The organism is Burkholderia sp. HAN2018, assembly GCF_024704855.1.
GTDB lineage: Bacteria > Pseudomonadota > Gammaproteobacteria > Burkholderiales > Burkholderiaceae > Burkholderia > Burkholderia cepacia.
The window spans coordinates 1-16,055 of the sequence record NZ_QOBB01000078.1; the positions used below are offsets into that span (position 1 = coordinate 1).

The 16,055-nt window shown below is 67.4% G+C and carries 13 protein-coding genes; 9 read left to right on the forward strand and 4 right to left on the reverse strand.

The features are described 5' to 3' along the window. Positions 1–2,700, forward strand: a 2,700-nt coding sequence (glnE, locus tag DPV74_RS20185; RefSeq protein ID WP_240440000.1) for a bifunctional [glutamate--ammonia ligase]-adenylyl-L-tyrosine phosphorylase/[glutamate--ammonia-ligase] adenylyltransferase, incomplete at its 5' end; no start/stop codon positions are given. 141 nt (positions 2,701–2,841) lie between these two features. Here the strand turns inward: glnE and recN are convergent. Further along, complete coding sequence (gene recN, locus DPV74_RS20190; protein ID WP_059698824.1) at positions 2,842–4,491, reverse strand: DNA repair protein RecN; 1,650 nt, start codon at positions 4,489–4,491, stop codon at positions 2,842–2,844. A gap of 19 nt (positions 4,492–4,510) precedes the next feature. Further along, positions 4,511–5,413: an NAD kinase gene (locus tag DPV74_RS20195; protein ID WP_027788318.1), complete on the reverse strand. Its 903-nt coding sequence runs from the start codon at positions 5,411–5,413 to the stop codon at positions 4,511–4,513. A 131-nt stretch (positions 5,414–5,544) separates the two neighbouring features. Here DPV74_RS20195 and hrcA point away from each other — a divergent pair, with 131 nt between their 5' ends. From hrcA to DPV74_RS20210, 3 genes are all read left to right on the forward strand, one after another. Next, complete coding sequence (gene hrcA / locus DPV74_RS20200; protein WP_021162218.1) at positions 5,545–6,567, forward strand: heat-inducible transcriptional repressor HrcA; 1,023 nt, start codon at positions 5,545–5,547, stop codon at positions 6,565–6,567. Positions 6,568–6,714: 147 nt separating this feature from the next. Further along, positions 6,715–7,788 (forward strand): ferrochelatase, encoded by a 1,074-nt coding sequence (gene hemH / locus DPV74_RS20205; protein WP_119337840.1) that lies wholly within the window; start codon positions 6,715–6,717, stop codon positions 7,786–7,788. Continuing rightward, entirely contained in the window at positions 7,785–8,192 is a 408-nt protein-coding gene (locus DPV74_RS20210) for an RNA-binding S4 domain-containing protein (RefSeq protein ID WP_021162216.1), read from the forward strand. The genes hemH and DPV74_RS20210 overlap by 4 nt, the downstream gene beginning before the upstream one ends. Here the strand turns inward: DPV74_RS20210 and DPV74_RS20215 are convergent. Continuing rightward, on the reverse strand, positions 8,164–8,325 hold the full coding sequence (locus tag DPV74_RS20215; protein ID WP_006476841.1) for a hypothetical protein: 162 nt from the start codon (positions 8,323–8,325) through the stop codon (positions 8,164–8,166). The genes DPV74_RS20210 and DPV74_RS20215 overlap by 29 nt on opposite strands. 359 nt (positions 8,326–8,684) lie before the next feature. Between DPV74_RS20215 and grpE the strand changes: the two genes are divergently transcribed. The 5 genes from grpE to DPV74_RS20240 all read left to right on the forward strand — a co-directional run bounded on the left by grpE (position 8,685) and on the right by DPV74_RS20240 (position 15,101). Continuing rightward, positions 8,685–9,230 carry a nucleotide exchange factor GrpE gene (gene grpE / locus DPV74_RS20220; RefSeq protein WP_027788315.1) on the forward strand — a complete coding sequence of 182 codons (546 nt, stop codon included), beginning with the start codon at positions 8,685–8,687 and terminating at the stop codon, positions 9,228–9,230. Positions 9,231–9,240: 10 nt separating this feature from the next. Next, positions 9,241–9,651, forward strand: coding sequence for a thioredoxin family protein (locus tag DPV74_RS20225; RefSeq protein WP_059528987.1), 411 nt, complete (start codon positions 9,241–9,243; stop codon positions 9,649–9,651). Positions 9,652–9,798: 147 nt separating this feature from the next. Next, a complete protein-coding gene (gene dnaK, locus DPV74_RS20230) occupies positions 9,799–11,751 on the forward strand; it encodes a molecular chaperone DnaK (protein ID WP_021162213.1) in 1,953 nt (650 codons plus the stop codon). 268 nt (positions 11,752–12,019) lie between these two features. Further along, on the forward strand, positions 12,020–13,156 hold the full coding sequence (gene dnaJ, locus DPV74_RS20235) for a molecular chaperone DnaJ (protein ID WP_021162212.1): 1,137 nt from the start codon (positions 12,020–12,022) through the stop codon (positions 13,154–13,156). A 13-nt stretch (positions 13,157–13,169) separates the two neighbouring features. Beyond that, positions 13,170–15,101: a chorismate-binding protein gene (locus DPV74_RS20240; RefSeq protein ID WP_119337841.1), complete on the forward strand. Its 1,932-nt coding sequence runs from the start codon at positions 13,170–13,172 to the stop codon at positions 15,099–15,101. 114 nt (positions 15,102–15,215) lie between these two features. On the opposite strand, the gene panB is transcribed toward DPV74_RS20240, so the two are convergent. Beyond that, positions 15,216–16,031 carry a 3-methyl-2-oxobutanoate hydroxymethyltransferase gene (panB, locus tag DPV74_RS20245; protein ID WP_059698828.1) on the reverse strand — a complete coding sequence of 272 codons (816 nt, stop codon included), beginning with the start codon at positions 16,029–16,031 and terminating at the stop codon, positions 15,216–15,218. Positions 16,032–16,055: the final 24 nt, after the last annotated feature.

Here is a 16,055-nt window from a genome sequence, read left to right on the forward strand (position 1 = left end):
GCGCCGCTCGGCCGCGTGCAGCTCGACGCGCGCCTCACCGAGCTGCTGGCGACGCCGGCCGGCACGGCCGCGCCGACCGAGGAGCAACTGAAGCGCGCGCTGCGGCAGTTGCGTGTCGAGGCGTTCGGCGCGGTCGCGGAACGCGACCTGCGCGGGCTGGCGGACGTCGCCGAGGTCACGGGCGCGATGACCGATCTCGCCGAAGTGGCCGTGCAGCGTTCGCTCGCGCTGCTGTCGGTTGAACTCGAGGCGCTATACGGCGAGCCGCGCGGCGCCGACGGCCAGCGCGTCGTGCTCGGCGTGGTCGGGATGGGCAAGCTCGGCGGCCGCGAGCTGAACGTATCGTCGGACATCGACCTGATCTTCGTCTACGAGGACGACGGCGAAACGACCGGCGGCGCGCGTTCGCCGCTGTCCACGCAGGAATACTTCACGCGGCTCGGCCGGCGCCTGATCGGCGTGCTGTCCGAGGTCACGGCCGACGGCTACGTGTTTCGCGTCGACATGCGGCTGCGTCCGAACGGCGATTCGGGGCCGCTCGTCTGCAGCCTCGGCATGCTCGAGGAATATTTCTACGTGCAGGGGCGCGAGTGGGAGCGCTATGCGTGGATCAAGGGGCGGCTCGTGTCGGAAGGCGACAGCGACGCGGCGCGACGGCTGGAGTCGCAGCTCGAGTCGATCGTCAAGCCGTTCGTGTATCGCCGCTATCTCGATTTCGGCGTGATCGGCGCGATCCGCTCGCTGCACCAGCAGATCCGGCAGGAAGCCGCGCGCCGCGCGTCGATGCGGCCCGACAAGTCCGACGACATCAAGCTCGGGCGCGGCGGGATCCGCGAGATCGAGTTCAGCGCGCAGGTATTCCAGCTGATCCGGGGCGGCCAGGATGCGGAATTCCGCGTGCGGCCGACGCTCGCGGTGCTGCGCCATGCGCAGGCGCGCGGGCTGATCGGCGAGGACGTGTGCGCGCGCCTGGCCGATGCTTACAACTTCCTGCGCACGCTCGAACACCGGCTGCAGTACCGCAACGACGCGCAGACGCACGCGATGCCGGTCGAGTCCGACGAACGCGCGGCGCTGGCTGCATCGCTCGGCTTTGCCGACTACGCGGCGCTGATGACGGTGCTGGATGAGCACCGGAACTTCGTCGAGGCGCAGTTCGACCAGATCTTCGCGGACAAGGTGAAGGGCGGCGGCCCTTGCGCGGCGGGTGACGACACGGCCGCCGCATGGATCTGGAGCGGCGCGTTGGGCGACGACGGCGAGGACGATGCGCTGGTCGCGCGCCTCGACGGCCTCGGCTTCGCCGATCCGGCCGCCGTGCTCGCTCGGCTGCGTGCGATCTGGCAATCGACGCGCTACATGGGCCTGCCGGAAAAGAGCCGGCAGCGCTTCGACAGCGTCGCGCAGCGGGCGCTCGAGGCCGCGCCGAACATCGACGCCGCACGCCGCGACGACACGATCGTGCGCCTGTTCGACCTGCTCGAGACGGTCAGCCGGCGCGGCGTCTATCTCGCGCTGCTGACCGAGTATCCGGCCGCGCTCGACCGCGTGCTGTCGGTGCTCGGCGCGACGCGCTGGGGCGGCGGATACCTGATTCGCCACCCGCAACTGCTCGACGAGCTGCTCGACGACGAGGCGATCGCGAGCCCGTTCGACTGGCCTGCGTTCAAGGACGCGCTGTGTGCGCGCCTCGCGGCGGCCGACGGCCCCGAGCAGCAGATGGACCTGCTGCGGCACGCGCAGCACGCGGAGGTGTTCCGGATCCTGCTGATCGACCTGGCCGGGCAGCTGTCGGTCGAGCACGTGAGCGACCGGCTGTCCGAGCTGGCCGACGCCGTGCTCGACGTGACGATCGAAGTCGTCTGGTCCCAGCTCGCGAAGCGCCATCGCGACGTGCCGAAGTTCGCGGTGATCGCGTACGGCAAGCTGGGCGGCAAGGAGCTCGGCTACGCATCCGATCTCGACCTGATCTTCCTGTACGACGACGCGGACGAGCGCTCGGCGGACGTCTACACGACCTTCACGCGGCGGCTCATCACGTGGCTCACCACGGCGACCGGGGCCGGCGCGCTGTTCGACATCGACCTGCGGCTGCGGCCGAACGGCGAGGCCGGGCTGCTCGTCACCGATCTCGATGCGTTCCGCCGCTACCAGCTGCGCGAGGGCGACGCCGCGAACACCGCGTGGGTGTGGGAGCACCAGGCGCTGACGCGTGCCCGCTACAGCGCGGGCGACGCGCAGATCGGCGCGGACTTCGAGGCGATCCGCCAGCAGGTGCTGACGACGCCGCGCGACGGCGGCGTGCTCGCGAAGGAGATCGTCGACATGCGCGGCAAGGTGTTTGCCGGCCATCCGAACCAGACCGACCTGTTCGACCTGAAGCACGATCGCGGCGGGATGGTCGACATCGAATTCATCGTCCAGTACTGGGTGCTGCTGCACGCGTCGAGCGACGCCGAGCTGATCCGCAACACGGGCAACATCGCGCTGCTGCGCGAGGTCGCGCGCTTCGGGCTGATGGGCGAGGACGAGGCCGAGCGCGTCGGCGCGGCCTACCGGAAGTACCGGAAGCTGCAGCACAAGCTGCGGCTCGACGGGATGGAGAAGGCGCGGGTCGATCCGGCCGTGGTGGCCGACGAGCGCGCAGCCGTGACGGCGCTGTGGGCGCGCGTGTTCGGGACGGCTGAAACGGGCGTTTGAGTCGGGCGTTCGAATCGGACGTTCGAATCGGGTGTTCGAATTCGTGGAGCAGGGCGGGTGCGATCGGGCGAGCGGCCGTGCGGTAAAAAAAGACCGGCGCATGCGCCGGTCTTTTTGCATTCGGCCGACGCGGTGCCCGCGTCAGGCCGCCAGCATTTCCTTCGCGTGCTTGCGCGTCGTGGCTGTGATCTCGAGCCCGCCGAGCATCCGCGCGACTTCCTCGATCCGGTTGGCGCGGTCGAGCGCGACGACCGTCGACACCGTGCCGCCGCGCTCGTCGGCGCCCTTCGCGACCTGGAAGTGGTGGTCGCCGCGCGCGGCGACCTGCGGCAGGTGCGTCACGCACAGCACCTGACGATCGCGCCCGAGCTGGTGCAGCAGGCGGCCGACCACTTCGGCGACGCCGCCGCCGATCCCCGTATCGACTTCGTCGAAGATCAGCGTCGGCGTCGGGCTCGCCGCGCTTGCGATCACCGCGAGCGCGAGGCTGATCCGCGCGAGTTCGCCGCCCGACGCGACCTTCGCGAGCGGCCGCAGCGGCACGCCGGGGTGGCCGGCGACCCGGAATTCGACCTGCTCGAGCCCGTGCGGGCCGCCGTCGGCGAGCGGGACGAGCGCGACTTCGAAGCTTCCGCCCGCCATCGACAGTTCCTGCATGCCGGCCGTGACGGCCGTGCCGAGCGCCTTGGCGGCCTGCGCGCGCGCCTTCGACAGATGCCCTGCATCGGCGAGGTAGGCTTCCCGCGCCTTGGCCTGCGTCGCCTCGAGCGCACCGAGATCGGCAGCCGCGTCGAGCGCGGCGAGCTGCGCGCGGCGTGCCGCGTGTTCTTCGTGCAGCGTGTCGGGCGGCAACCGGAACTTGCGGGCGGTCGAGTGCAGCGCATCGAGGCGCGTTTCGACCTGCGCGAGCCGCTCGGGATCGAGATCGACGCGCTGCGCATAGTGCGACAGCGAGTAGACGGCTTCCTGCAGCTGGATCTCGGCCGGTTCGAGCGACGCGAGCGCGTCGCCGAGCGCGGTGTCGTAGTCGGCCAGGCTGCGCAGCTTCGACACGATCGCGCCGAGCTGCGCGAGCATCGCGTCGTCGGCCTCGGACAACGCGTTGAGTGCGCCGCGCACGCCGTCGATCAGGTTCGCCGAATGCGACAGGCGCTTGTGCTCGTTGCTGACTTCGTCCCATTCGCCGGGCTGCGGCGCGAGCTTGTCGAGCTCGGCGAGCTGCCACGCGAGCTTTTCGCGTTCGAGCTGCAGCTCCCGCTCGTGCGCCTTCGCGGCCTCGATCGCCTGCGTCGCGTCGCGCCACACGCGCCACGCGCGCGCGACGTTCGCCGCATCGGCGACGAGCCCCGCGTGCGTGTCGAACAGCTCGCGCTGCGCGTCGGGCCGCATCAGCAGCTGGTGCGCATGCTGGCCGTGGATGTCGACGAGCATTTCGCCGAGTTCGCGCAGCTGCGCGAGCGTCGCGCTGGTGCCGTTGATGAACGCGCGCGACCGGCCGTTCGCGTCGATCACGCGGCGCAGCATCACGGTGTCCTCGGTGTCGAACGCGTGTTCGTCGAGCCAGCGCGCGACGCGGTCGTGCGGCGTGAATTCGGCGGTGATGTCGGCGCGGCCGCAGCCGGTGCGCACGACGCTCGCGTCGGCACGTTCGCCGAGCGCGAGGGCGAGGGCGTCGATCAGGATCGATTTCCCGGCGCCGGTTTCACCGGAAAAGACGGAAAAGCCGCTGTCGAATTCGAGATCGAGCGCGGCGACGATGACGAAGTCGCGGATCGAGAGGTGGCGGAGCATGGTGTCGGGCGGAGCGGCGTCAGGACGCCTTGTCGTCTTCGTTCGAGGCGTGTTCGTTCCAGTGCAGCTTCTTGCGCAGCGTCGCGTAGTAGCTGTAGCCGATCGGGTGCAGGAACGGCACCGTGTGCTTCGAGCGGCGCACCTCGATCGTGTCGTTCAGTTCGAGCGACGTGAACGACTGCATGTCGAAGTTCACGTTGACGTCGCGCCCGCCGACGATCTGGATCGCGATCTTCGAATCGTCGGGCAGCACGATCGGCCGGTTCGACAGCGCGTGCGGCGCGATCGGCACGAGCACGATACCCTGCAGCTGCGGATGGAGGATCGGGCCGGCCGACGACAGCGCGTAAGCGGTCGAGCCGGTCGGCGTGGCGACGATCAGGCCGTCCGAACGCTGGTTGTACATGTACCGGCCGTCGACCGACGCGCGCAGCTCGACCATCCCGGAGAAGCCGCTGCGGTTCACGACGACGTCGTTGAACGCGAGCGCGTGGTAGATCGGTTCGCCGTCGCGCATGATCCGGGCCTCGAGCAGCGAGCGCTCCTCGCGCTCGAACTTGCCCGACAGGATCACCGGGACGAGGGCCTGCATGTCGGCCGCCGCGATATCGGTGATGAAGCCGAGCCGCCCGTGGTTGATCCCGATCAGCGGTGTCTTGTATGGCGCGAGCTGACGGCCGATGCCGAGCATCGTCCCGTCGCCGCCCAGTACGACCGCCACGTCGGCGCGCGCCCCGATTTCGGCCGGGGTCAGCGCCGGGTAGCCGGTGATGCCGATCTCGCGCGCGGTCTCGGCTTCGAAGACGACCTCGAAGCCTCGCTTGGCGATGCAGGCGGCCAGCGTGGCGAGCGGCTCGGCGATGTTCGGCGTGTTGCTCCGGCCGACGAGCGCGACAGTGTTGAACTGATTACCGGTTTTCATGCCGGCATTACACCATAGCTCGTTGACGAAAAGAACCGGCTGTGCGCTGACGGGGCCGGATCGGGTCGGCCCGCGCATCGGTGGCCGACGCCACTCGCCGCGGTCGCGCGGTTGCGCTAAAATTTTCCACCATGCTAGATCCTCGCGCACGAACCCTCCTGAAAACCCTGATCGAACGGTATATCGCCGACGGTCAGCCAGTCGGATCGCGCACGTTGTCCCGTTACTCCGGGCTCGAGCTGAGCCCGGCGACAATCCGCAACGTGATGTCCGACCTGGAGGAGCTCGGCCTCGTGTCGAGCCCGCACACGTCGGCCGGCCGCGTGCCGACGCCGCGCGGCTACCGGCTGTTCGTCGACACGATGCTGACGGTCGAGGTGCCGATCGACGCCGAGGCCGTCGCGCGGCAGGTGCAGAACACGCTGCAGGCCGGCGAGCCGCAGCAGCGCGTCGTGGCGGCCGCCGCGAGCGTGCTGTCGAACCTGTCGCAGTTCGCGGGCGTCGTGCTGACGCCACGCCGCAGCCACGTGTTCAAGCAGATCGAGTTCATGCGCCTGTCGGACAAGCGCATCCTGCTGATCATCGTGACGCCCGAGGGTGACGTGCAGAACCGGATGCTCGCGACGCCGCGCGACTACTCGCCGTCGCAACTGACCGAGGCGTCCAACTACATCAACGCGCATTTCGCCGGACTGTCGTTCGACGAGGTGCGCCGTCGCCTGCGCGACGAGATCGACCAGTTGCGCGGCGACATGACCACGCTGATGCATGCGGCGGTGACGGCCAGCACCGAGGTGCCCGACACCGAGGACACCGTGCTGATTTCCGGCGAGCGCAACCTGCTCGAGGTGGCGGATCTGTCGTCCGACATGGCCCGGCTGCGCAAGCTGTTCGACGTATTCGACCAAAAGACGGGCCTCCTGCAACTGCTCGACGTGTCGAGCCACGCCCAGGGCGTGCAGATCTTCATCGGCGGCGAATCGACGCTCGTGCCGATCGAGGAAATGAGCGTCGTTACCGCCCCTTACGAGGTGAACGGGCAGATCGTCGGCACGCTCGGCGTGATCGGCCCGACCCGCATGGCGTACAACCGCGTGATCCCGATCGTCGACATCACCGCGCGGCTGCTGTCGCTCACGCTGAGCCAGCAGTAGCCTGCGAGCGCCAGCCCGATCCCGCCCCGTCATCGTGCCGCGGCGCCGCGTGCGCCGACAGTCGGCCGAACGGCCAGCCGACCGGCGCGAGGCGGCCCGCTATAATTGAGAGCCGTCCGGTCCCGTGCCCCGAGCACGTTCTTGCCCATGCGTTTCGATCTTGAGCCGCCTTCGAGTATCGCGGCTGCCCATCGCATCGGCGTGCTGCTGATCAATCTCGGCACGCCCGATGCGCCCACGCCGCGTGCCGTGCGGCGCTATCTGGCCGAATTCCTGTCGGATCCGCGGGTCGTCGAGATTCCGCAGGCCGTCTGGCAAGTGCTGCTGCGCACGCTGATCCTGCCGCTGCGCGGCCGCGCGTCCGCGAAGAAATACGCGGCCGTCTGGATGCCCGAGGGCTCGCCGCTGCGCGTGCATACCGTGCGCCAGACCGACGGCGTGCGGCACCTGCTCGCGTCGAACGGTTATCACGTGCAGGTCGACTACGCGATGCGCTACGGCAGTCCGAACATTTCGCACGCGCTCGCGCAGTTCAAGCGCGCCGGCGTCGAGCGCGTGCTGCTGATGCCGATGTATCCGCAATACTCGGCGTCGACCACGGCCACCGCATTCGACGCCGCATTCGACGCGCTCTCGCGCATGCGCAATCAGCCGGAGGTGCGCACGATACGGCACTACGCCGACCATCCGGCCTATATCCACGCGCTGGCCGAGCAGGTGCGCCAGTATTGGGCGCAGCACGGCCGGCCGGACTTCGCGGCCGGCGACAAGCTCGTGCTGAGCTTTCACGGCGTGCCGAAGCGCACGCTCGACCTCGGCGATCCCTATCACGACCAGTGCCAGCAGACGGGCGCACTGCTGATGGCCGCGCTCGGGTTGTCGACGACCGAGTGCCGCGTCACGTTCCAGTCGCGTTTCGGCAAGGCCGAATGGCTGCAGCCTTATACCGCGCCGACGCTGCGCGAGTTCGGCGAGGCCGGCGTACAGCGGGCCGACGTGTTCTGTCCCGGTTTCACGGCCGATTGCCTGGAGACGATCGAGGAGATCGGCATGGAAGTGCGCGACGAGTTCCTCGCCGGTGGCGGCAAGGCGTTCCACCGGATTCCGTGCCTGAACGGCGCGCCCGCGTGGATCGGCGCGCTCGGCGAGATCGTCGCCGAGAATCTGCAGGGCTGGCCGGTCAAGGCCGCGCAGCCCGAAACGGTGGGTGAGGTGCGATGAATTACAAGATTTCGACCGAACCGGGCGCGAAGCTGCGCATCGACAAATGGCTGTGGGCGGCCCGGTTCTTCAAGACGCGCTCGCTTGCAACCGATGCGGTCGACAAGGGGCACGTGAAGATCGGTGGGGCTGCAGTCAAGCCGGCGAAGGAAGTGCGCGTGGGCGACGAGGTCGAAATTGCGATCGACGGCATCGTCTGGCACATTGCCGTACTCGGCGTGTGCGACGTGCGCGGGCCGGCGAGCGTCGCGCAGACGCTTTACGAGGAAACGGAAGCGGGGCGGGCCGCACGGCTCGCCGAACTGGAGCGGCGGCGCACGTATCGCGAGCCGGCGGCCGAATTGCACGGCCGGCCGACGAAGCGCGACCGGCGCATCATCGACAGATTTTCTGGTGGGAGCTGAACATCTGGTCGAACGTCGCCCGCGCGCTCCCGTATTCGGTCGTGCGGTCGGTCACGGCTCCCGACAGGCAGATGGTGGTGGTGCCGGCAATGAGTACCAGCGCGACCACCGATATCGCAAAGGTCAGTTTCACGGTACTCCCCTCGAGAAGGGGTGAAAACGGCGCCAGGTGGTGGTGGTTGTAAGGCGTCGGTCAGCTAAGGGTAAACACGCTTTTCCGACGCTTGAGTGGAGTGTAGTGCAGCGGGACTGTGCCAAGCTAGTACTTGCCAGGTAAGCGTTGTTACAGCCCGTTTCGCCTGCTTTGGCGGACTATGCGTGCGATGCACCGGTGCGACGCGCGGTTGTTTCGCGGCATTGGAGAATGCCGGCGAATAACCCTCTTGAAATCGCAGTTTTCACCCTTATTTGCACCAGCAATGTGCGGTGCCGCCGGGTATACGGTCCGGCGGTTGCCGATTTGGCTTCAACCTCTAATCGACTTTCAGCGACATGGAAAACACGCAAGAGAACCCGTCTACCCAATCGGCCGAAGATATCGGCAGCGAGAAGCAGGCGGCGCAAGGCGCTGCTCCCGCCGCCGAAGCAGCCGACGCGGCGCTCGCGGAGGCTCAAGCCAAGGTCGCCGAGCTGCAGGAGAGCTACCTGCGGGCGAAGGCCGAGACCGAGAACGTCCGCCGCCGCGCGCAGGACGACGTCTCGAAGGCGCACAAGTTCGCGATCGAGAGCTTCGCGGAGCACCTGCTGCCCGTGCTGGACAGCCTGGAAGCAGCCGTCAACGATACGTCCGGCGACATCGCGAAGGTGCGCGAAGGCGTCGAACTGACGCTGCGCCAGCTGACGAGCGCACTCGAGAAGGGCCGCGTCGTCGCGATCAACCCGGTCGGCGAGAAGTTCGATCCGCACCAGCACCAGGCGATCTCGATGGTGCCGGCCGAGCAGGAGCCGAACACCGTCGTCACGGTGCTGCAGAAGGGTTACACGATCGCCGACCGCGTGCTGCGTCCGGCGCTCGTCACCGTCGCGCAGCCGAAGTAAGGGCGTCGCGATGGTGCCCGCCGGCGTCGATCCGGCCGCATTTGACGCGTTCGACATGCAGGCGCTGGACGCCGGCACGTTCGACGCGGCGATCGACGGCGCGGGGGACGCGCTTGCGGTGGTGTTCTTCTGGGGCGTCGACTGCTTCAACTGCGAGATCGCGAAGAAGGCGATGCTCGCCCAGCCCGACGCCATCCGCGCGCTGGGCTTGAAGTGGTTCCATTGCAACGTGTACGAACACCACCAGCTGGGGCGCCGCTTCGGGCTGCACGGTGTGCCGACGTGGTTCTTCTTCCACCGCGGCAAGCGGCTCGGCCGCGCGACGGGCTGGCATGGCCTCGCGCAGTTCCAGGCGGCCGTGTCGGCGGCGCGCGCGAAAATCGCAGCGGCGGGCAGCGATCCCCTAGCCGGCGGCGATTGAAAAAATTTAATATCCGCATCGCTCGGCGGGTCTTGAAAACGGATCGGCCGGACGCATTTCGGGAACAGAGTTGAATTCTGGCGCGCGAAACCGCCCCAAAACGCGGGGTTTTGCGCAGCAAACAAGCATTTCTGGAGATTAGGAAAAATGGGAAAGATCATCGGTATTGACCTCGGCACCACGAACTCGTGCGTTGCCATCATGGAAGGCAACCAGGTCAAGGTCATCGAGAACTCGGAAGGCACGCGCACCACGCCGTCGATCATCGCCTACATGGACGACAACGAAGTGCTCGTCGGCGCGCCGGCCAAGCGTCAATCGGTGACCAACCCGAAGAACACGCTGTTCGCAGTGAAGCGCCTGATCGGCCGCCGCTTCGAAGAGAAGGAAGTCCAGAAGGACATCGGCCTGATGCCTTACAGCATCATCAAGGCCGACAACGGCGATGCATGGGTCGAAGCGCACGGCGAAAAGCTCGCGCCGCCGCAGGTTTCGGCGGAAGTGCTGCGCAAGATGAAGAAGACGGCCGAAGACTACCTCGGCGAGCCGGTCACGGAAGCCGTGATCACGGTGCCGGCGTACTTCAACGACAGCCAGCGCCAGGCAACCAAGGATGCCGGCCGCATCGCAGGCCTCGAAGTCAAGCGGATCATCAACGAGCCGACCGCAGCCGCGCTCGCGTTCGGCCTCGACAAGGCCGAGAAGGGCGACCGCAAGATCGCCGTGTATGACCTCGGCGGCGGTACGTTCGACGTGTCGATCATCGAAATCGCGGACGTCGACGGCGAAATGCAGTTCGAAGTGCTGTCGACCAACGGCGACACGTTCCTCGGCGGCGAAGACTTCGACCAGCGCATCATCGATTACATCATCGGCGAGTTCAAGAAGGAGCAGGGCGTCGACCTGTCGAAGGACGTGCTCGCGCTGCAGCGCCTGAAGGAAGCCGCTGAAAAGGCGAAGATCGAGCTGTCGTCGAGCCAGCAGACCGAAATCAACCTGCCGTACATCACGGCGGACGCGTCGGGCCCGAAGCACTTGAACCTGAAGATCACCCGCGCGAAGCTGGAGGCGCTGGTGGAAGATCTCGTCGAGCGCACGATCGAACCGTGCCGCATCGCGATCAAGGACGCAGGCGTCAAGGTGTCGGACATCGACGACGTGATCCTGGTCGGCGGCCAGACGCGCATGCCGAAGGTCATGGAGAAGGTGAAGGAGTTCTTCGGCAAGGATCCGCGCCGTGACGTGAACCCGGACGAAGCCGTCGCGGTTGGCGCGGCGATCCAGGGCCAGGTCCTGTCGGGCGACCGCAAGGACGTGCTGCTGCTCGACGTGACCCCGCTGTCGCTCGGCATCGAGACGCTCGGCGGCGTGATGACGAAGATGATCAGCAAGAACACGACGATTCCGACGAAGCACGCGCAAGTGTATTCGACGGCGGACGACAACCAGGGCGCCGTGACGATCAAGGTGTTCCAGGGCGAACGCGAAATGGCAGCCGGCAACAAGCTGCTCGGCGAGTTCAACCTCGAAGGCATCCCGCCCGCACCGCGCGGCGTGCCGCAGATCGAAGTGACCTTCGACATCGACGCGAACGGCATCCTGCACGTCGGCGCGAAGGACAAGGCGACCGGCAAGGAAAACAAGATCACGATCAAGGCGAACTCGGGTCTGTCCGAGGCTGAAATCGACCAGATGATCAAGGACGCGGAAGCGAACGCAGCGGAAGATCACAAGCTGCGCGAGCTGGCCGATTCGCGCAACCAGGGCGATGCGCTGGTCCACAGCACGAAGAAGGCGCTGACCGAGTACGGCGACAAGCTGGACGCGGGCGAGAAGGAAGCGATCGAAGCGTCGCTGAAGTCGCTCGAGGAAGTGCTGAAGGACACGTCGGCCGACAAGGCTGCGATCGACGCGAAGGTCGAGGAACTCGGCAAGGTTTCGCAGAAGCTCGGCGAAAAGATGTACGCCGACATGCAGGCCCAGCAAGCGGGTGCGGCCGGCGCAGCGGGTGCCGCGGAAGGTGCGGCCCACGCGGGCGGCGCGCAACAGGCTGCCGACGATGTCGTCGACGCCGAGTTCAAGGAAGTGAAGAAGGACTAAGCCGGGTTGCCCCGGTGCCGCACGCCGCGCGCGCAACACGCGCGCGGCGCGGCTGACGGGCTGGCTGACAAGCGGTCTGTCTTTCCTTCCGGATGGCCGGATCGACTCCACGCCTGGCGGGCTTTGCGGCCCTCCGGGCACATTTGTTTTTTGGCGGGTGCTGCACGAGCCGTCCGCGGACGGGCGCAGCGCCAGACGAGTCGAGAGACTTTACTGCGGGCGAAAGGAGCCGCCGCGTGCGCGATGCGTGGCGGCACAGTGAATCGATATGGCGAAACGGGATTACTACGAGGTTCTGGGCGTCGCGAAGAATGCGAGCGACGACGAAATCAAGAAGGCATATCGCAAGCTTGCGATGAAGTATCACCCTGACCGCAATCCGGACAACAAGGATGCGGAAGAGCATTTCAAGGAGGTGAAGGAAGCCTACGAAATGCTCTCGGACAGCCAGAAGCGGGCCGCGTACGACCAGTACGGCCATGCGGGCGTCGATCCGAACATGGGCGGTGCGGGCGCACAGGGCTTCGGCGGCTTCGCGGATGCGTTTGGCGACATCTTCGGCGACATCTTCGGCCAGGCCGCGGGCGGCGCCGCGCGCGGCGGCCGTGGCGGCCCGCAGGTGTATCGCGGTGCCGACCTGCGCTACAGCATGGAAATCACGCTCGAGCAGGCCGCACACGGCTACGACACGCAGATCCGCGTGCCGAGCTGGGTGTCGTGCGAGGTCTGCCACGGGTCGGGTGCGAAGCCCGGCACGAAGCCGGAAACCTGCCCGACCTGTCATGGCCAGGGCACGGTGCGCATGTCGCAGGGCTTCTTCAGCATCCAGCAGACCTGCCCGAAGTGCCACGGCACGGGCACCTACATCCCCGAGCCGTGCGTGCATTGCCACGGGTCGGGCAAGGTGAAGGAAACCAAGACGCTCGAAGTGAAGATCCCGGCCGGGATCGACGACGGGATGCGCATCCGCTCGGCCGGCAACGGCGAGCCGGGCATCAACGGCGGGCCGCCGGGCGACCTGTACGTCGAGATCCACATCAAGCCGCACTCGGTGTTCGAGCGCGACGGCGACGATCTCCACTGCCAGATGCCGATCCCGTTCACGACCGCCGCGCTCGGCGGCGAGATCGAGGTGCCGACGCTGGCCGGCCGCGCATCATTCCCGGTGCCGGAAGGCACGCAGTCGGGCAAAACGTTCCGGCTGCGCGGCAAGGGCATCAAGGGGCTGCGTTCGAGCATCGCGGGCGATCTGTACGTGCACGTGCAGGTCGAGACGCCCGTGAAGCTGACCGACAACCAGCGCGACCTGCTCAAGCAGTTCGAGAAGTCGCTGGCCGAGGGCGGCGCGCGTCACAGCCCGCAGAGCAAGAGCTGGTTCGACCGTGTGAAGAGCTTCTTCGAGTAACTCGAGTAACAGCATGACTGAAGGCAACGAGAGCGCGTCGTTCGCGCTCTTGGACGATTGCGACTCGACCGCGTCCGCGCGGTCGAGTCGTTTGTATTCGGGATTCGTGCGCGAACGCGTATGCACGGATCCGGCGCGGCTCGACGCAGTCGATGCGGCGGTGGCGCAGGACCTGCGCAACGGGCTGCATGCGGTCGTCGTCGGCGATTACGAATTCGGACGTAACCTGCAAAAAGCGCAGCCGGGCCATGCCCCGCTGCGCTTTTTGCTGTATGCGCGCTGCGAACGCCTGTCGCGCGACGAAGTCGACGCGTGGCTCGCGCAGCAGGACGGCGGCAGCGACGCGCCGTCGATCGCGGGTGTCGCGCATGTCGCGAAGAGCGTATCGCGCGATGCGTTCGATGCGGCGATCGACGCGGTGCACGACGCGCTGCGCGCGGGCGATTCGTATCAGGTCAATTACACGTACCGGCTGAACTTCGACGTGTTCGGCACGCCGCTCGCGCTGTACCGGCGGCTGCGTGCGCGCCAGCCGGTGCGCTACGGCGCGCTGGTCGCGTTGCCCGACGGTGCGTGGGTCGTGTCGTGTTCGCCCGAGCTGTTCGTCGAGAAGCACGGCGACGTGCTGCGCGCGCGGCCGATGAAGGGCACCGCACCCCGTTCGGCCGACCCTCGCGACGATGCGGCGGCGGCCGCGTTCCTCGCGAACGATCCGAAGAACCGCGCGGAAAACGTGATGATCGTCGACCTGCTGCGCAACGACGTATCGCGGATCGCGCGCACCGGGACGGTTCGCGTGCCGGCGCTGTTCTCCGTCGAGCCGTATGCGTCGGTGTGGCAGATGACGTCGACGGTCGAGGCCGGCTGGCGCGAAGGGACGACGTTCGCGCAGATGCTGCGTGCGCTGTTTCCGTGCGGATCGATCACGGGCGCGCCGAAGTACAAGACGATGCAGTTGATCGATGCGATCGAGTCGACACCGCGCGGCCTCTATACGGGCGCGATCGGCTGGCTTGACGCCGCGAAGCAAGGCGCCGATTCCGACGTGCCGGGTGAGCGCCTGGCCGGGTGTGGCGATTTTTGCCTGTCGGTCGCGATCCGGACGCTGACGCTCGATGCTACCGGTGAAGGTGCTGACCGCGAAGGTGCGACCGGCGCCGAATCACGCAGTCCGGCAACGCCAATCGCCGGCCGGCGCCGTGGCACGATGGGGGTCGGCGCGGGCATCGTGCTCGACAGTGTCGCGGCCGACGAATATGCGGAGTGCGAATTGAAAGCACGATTCCTGACGGATGCCGATCCCGGCTTCCAGCTGTTCGAAACGACCGCCGCCACGCGTGCGGACGGCATCCGGCACCTCGATCGTCATCTCGCGCGGCTGCAGCGTAGCGCGGATGCGTTCGGCTTCCGCTTCGACCCCGAGGCGCTACGTCGCGAGATCGACGCGCGCTGTGCGGCGCTCGACGGCGACGACGCCTACCGGATGAAGCTCGCGCTCGCGAAGGACGGCACGATCGAGATCGTCGCGGCACCGCTCAAGCCATTGCCGGCGGGGCCGGTCGGCGTGTTGCTGGCGTCCGCGCACGGCTTCGCATCGACCCGTGCGAGCGATGCGCTGCTGCTGCACAAGACGACGCGCCGCGCCGAATACGATCGCGCGTGGCAGGCGGCGGAGGCGCTCGGGTGCTTCGACATGCTGTTCGTCAACGAGCGCGGCGAGGTGACGGAAGGCGGGCGCTCGAACCTGTTCGTGAAGCTCGACGGCCAGTGGGTAACGCCGCCGCTCGAATCCGGCGTGCTGCCGGGGGTGATGCGTGGCGTGTTGCTCGACGATCGCGTGTTCGGCGCGACGGAGCGGGTCGTGACCCGCGACGATCTCGCGCGTGCGGAGGCGCTGCTGCTGACCAACGCACTGCGCGGCGCGCTCGACGCGGTACTGAAGTAACCGGTAGCCGGCAACTTGCAGCGTATGAAAGAAAAAGCGCGGCGCCCCGCAAAGGGCGCCGCGCTTTTTTTACATCGAGGCACCGGCGCACGCGCCGCAGGCCCGCCTCGGACGTCAGAACGAATGTTCCGGCCCAGGGAACGAACCATCCTTCACCGCGTGCACGTACGCTTCGACGGCCGCCTGAATGTTCGGCTGACCCTGCATGAAATCCTTCACGAAGCGCGGCCGCTTGCCGGGGAACACGCCGAGCATGTCGTGCAGCACGAGCACCTGGCCCGAGCAGTCGACGCCCGCCCCGATGCCGATCGTCGGAATCTTGAGCATGTGCGTGACTTCGGAGGCGACGAGCGTCGGCACGGCTTCGAGCACGACGAGCTGCGCGCCCGCATCCTCGATCGCGCGCGCGTCGCGCAACAACTGGGCGGCACCGGCTTCGGTCTTGCCTTGCACCTTGAAGCCGCCGAACGCGTGCACCGATTGCGGCGTGAGGCCCACGTGCGCGCATACGGGCACCGCGCGCTCGACGAGGAAGCGGATCGTCTCGGCGAGCCATTCTCCGCCTTCGAGCTTGACCATCTGCGCGCCGGCACGCATCAGCTTGACGGCACTCGCGAACGCCTCGGCCGGCGTACCGTACGTGCCGAACGGCAGATCGGCGACGACCAGCGCGCGCGGCTGCGCGCGGGCGACACAGGCGGTGTGATACGCGATGTCGTCGAGCGACACGGGCAGCGTGGTCGTTTGGCCCTGCAGCACGTTGCCGAGCGAATCGCCGATCAGCAGCACGTCGACGCCCGAACGGTCGAGCAGTGCGGCAAAGCTCGCGTCATAGCAGGTGAGCATCGCGATCTTCTCGCCGGCGACGCGCATTGCCTGCAGCTTGGGCACCGTGACGGCAGGCCGGCTCGATTCCTGGAGATAGGTCATGGGAAATCCGGTTCGGATGGGTAA

Bases quoted from the DNA above. Each gene is read 5' to 3' on its own strand.
- DPV74_RS20240 (WP_119337841.1), top strand. From the start codon at position 13,170: ATGACTGAAGGCAACGAGAGCGCGTCGTTCGCGCTCTTGGACGATTGC.
- hrcA (WP_021162218.1), top strand. From the start codon at position 5,545: ATGCTAGATCCTCGCGCACGAACCCTCCTGAAAACCCTGATCGAACGG.
- recN (WP_059698824.1), bottom strand. From the start codon at position 4,491: ATGCTCCGCCACCTCTCGATCCGCGACTTCGTCATCGTCGCCGCGCTC.
- dnaJ (WP_021162212.1), top strand. From the start codon at position 12,020: ATGGCGAAACGGGATTACTACGAGGTTCTGGGCGTCGCGAAGAATGCG.
- grpE (WP_027788315.1), top strand. From the start codon at position 8,685: ATGGAAAACACGCAAGAGAACCCGTCTACCCAATCGGCCGAAGATATC.
- panB (WP_059698828.1), bottom strand. From the start codon at position 16,031: ATGACCTATCTCCAGGAATCGAGCCGGCCTGCCGTCACGGTGCCCAAG.
- dnaK (WP_021162213.1), top strand. From the start codon at position 9,799: ATGGGAAAGATCATCGGTATTGACCTCGGCACCACGAACTCGTGCGTT.
- hemH (WP_119337840.1), top strand. From the start codon at position 6,715: ATGCGTTTCGATCTTGAGCCGCCTTCGAGTATCGCGGCTGCCCATCGC.
- DPV74_RS20225 (WP_059528987.1), top strand. From the start codon at position 9,241: ATGGTGCCCGCCGGCGTCGATCCGGCCGCATTTGACGCGTTCGACATG.
- DPV74_RS20210 (WP_021162216.1), top strand. From the start codon at position 7,785: ATGAATTACAAGATTTCGACCGAACCGGGCGCGAAGCTGCGCATCGAC.
- DPV74_RS20195 (WP_027788318.1), bottom strand. From the start codon at position 5,413: ATGAAAACCGGTAATCAGTTCAACACTGTCGCGCTCGTCGGCCGGAGC.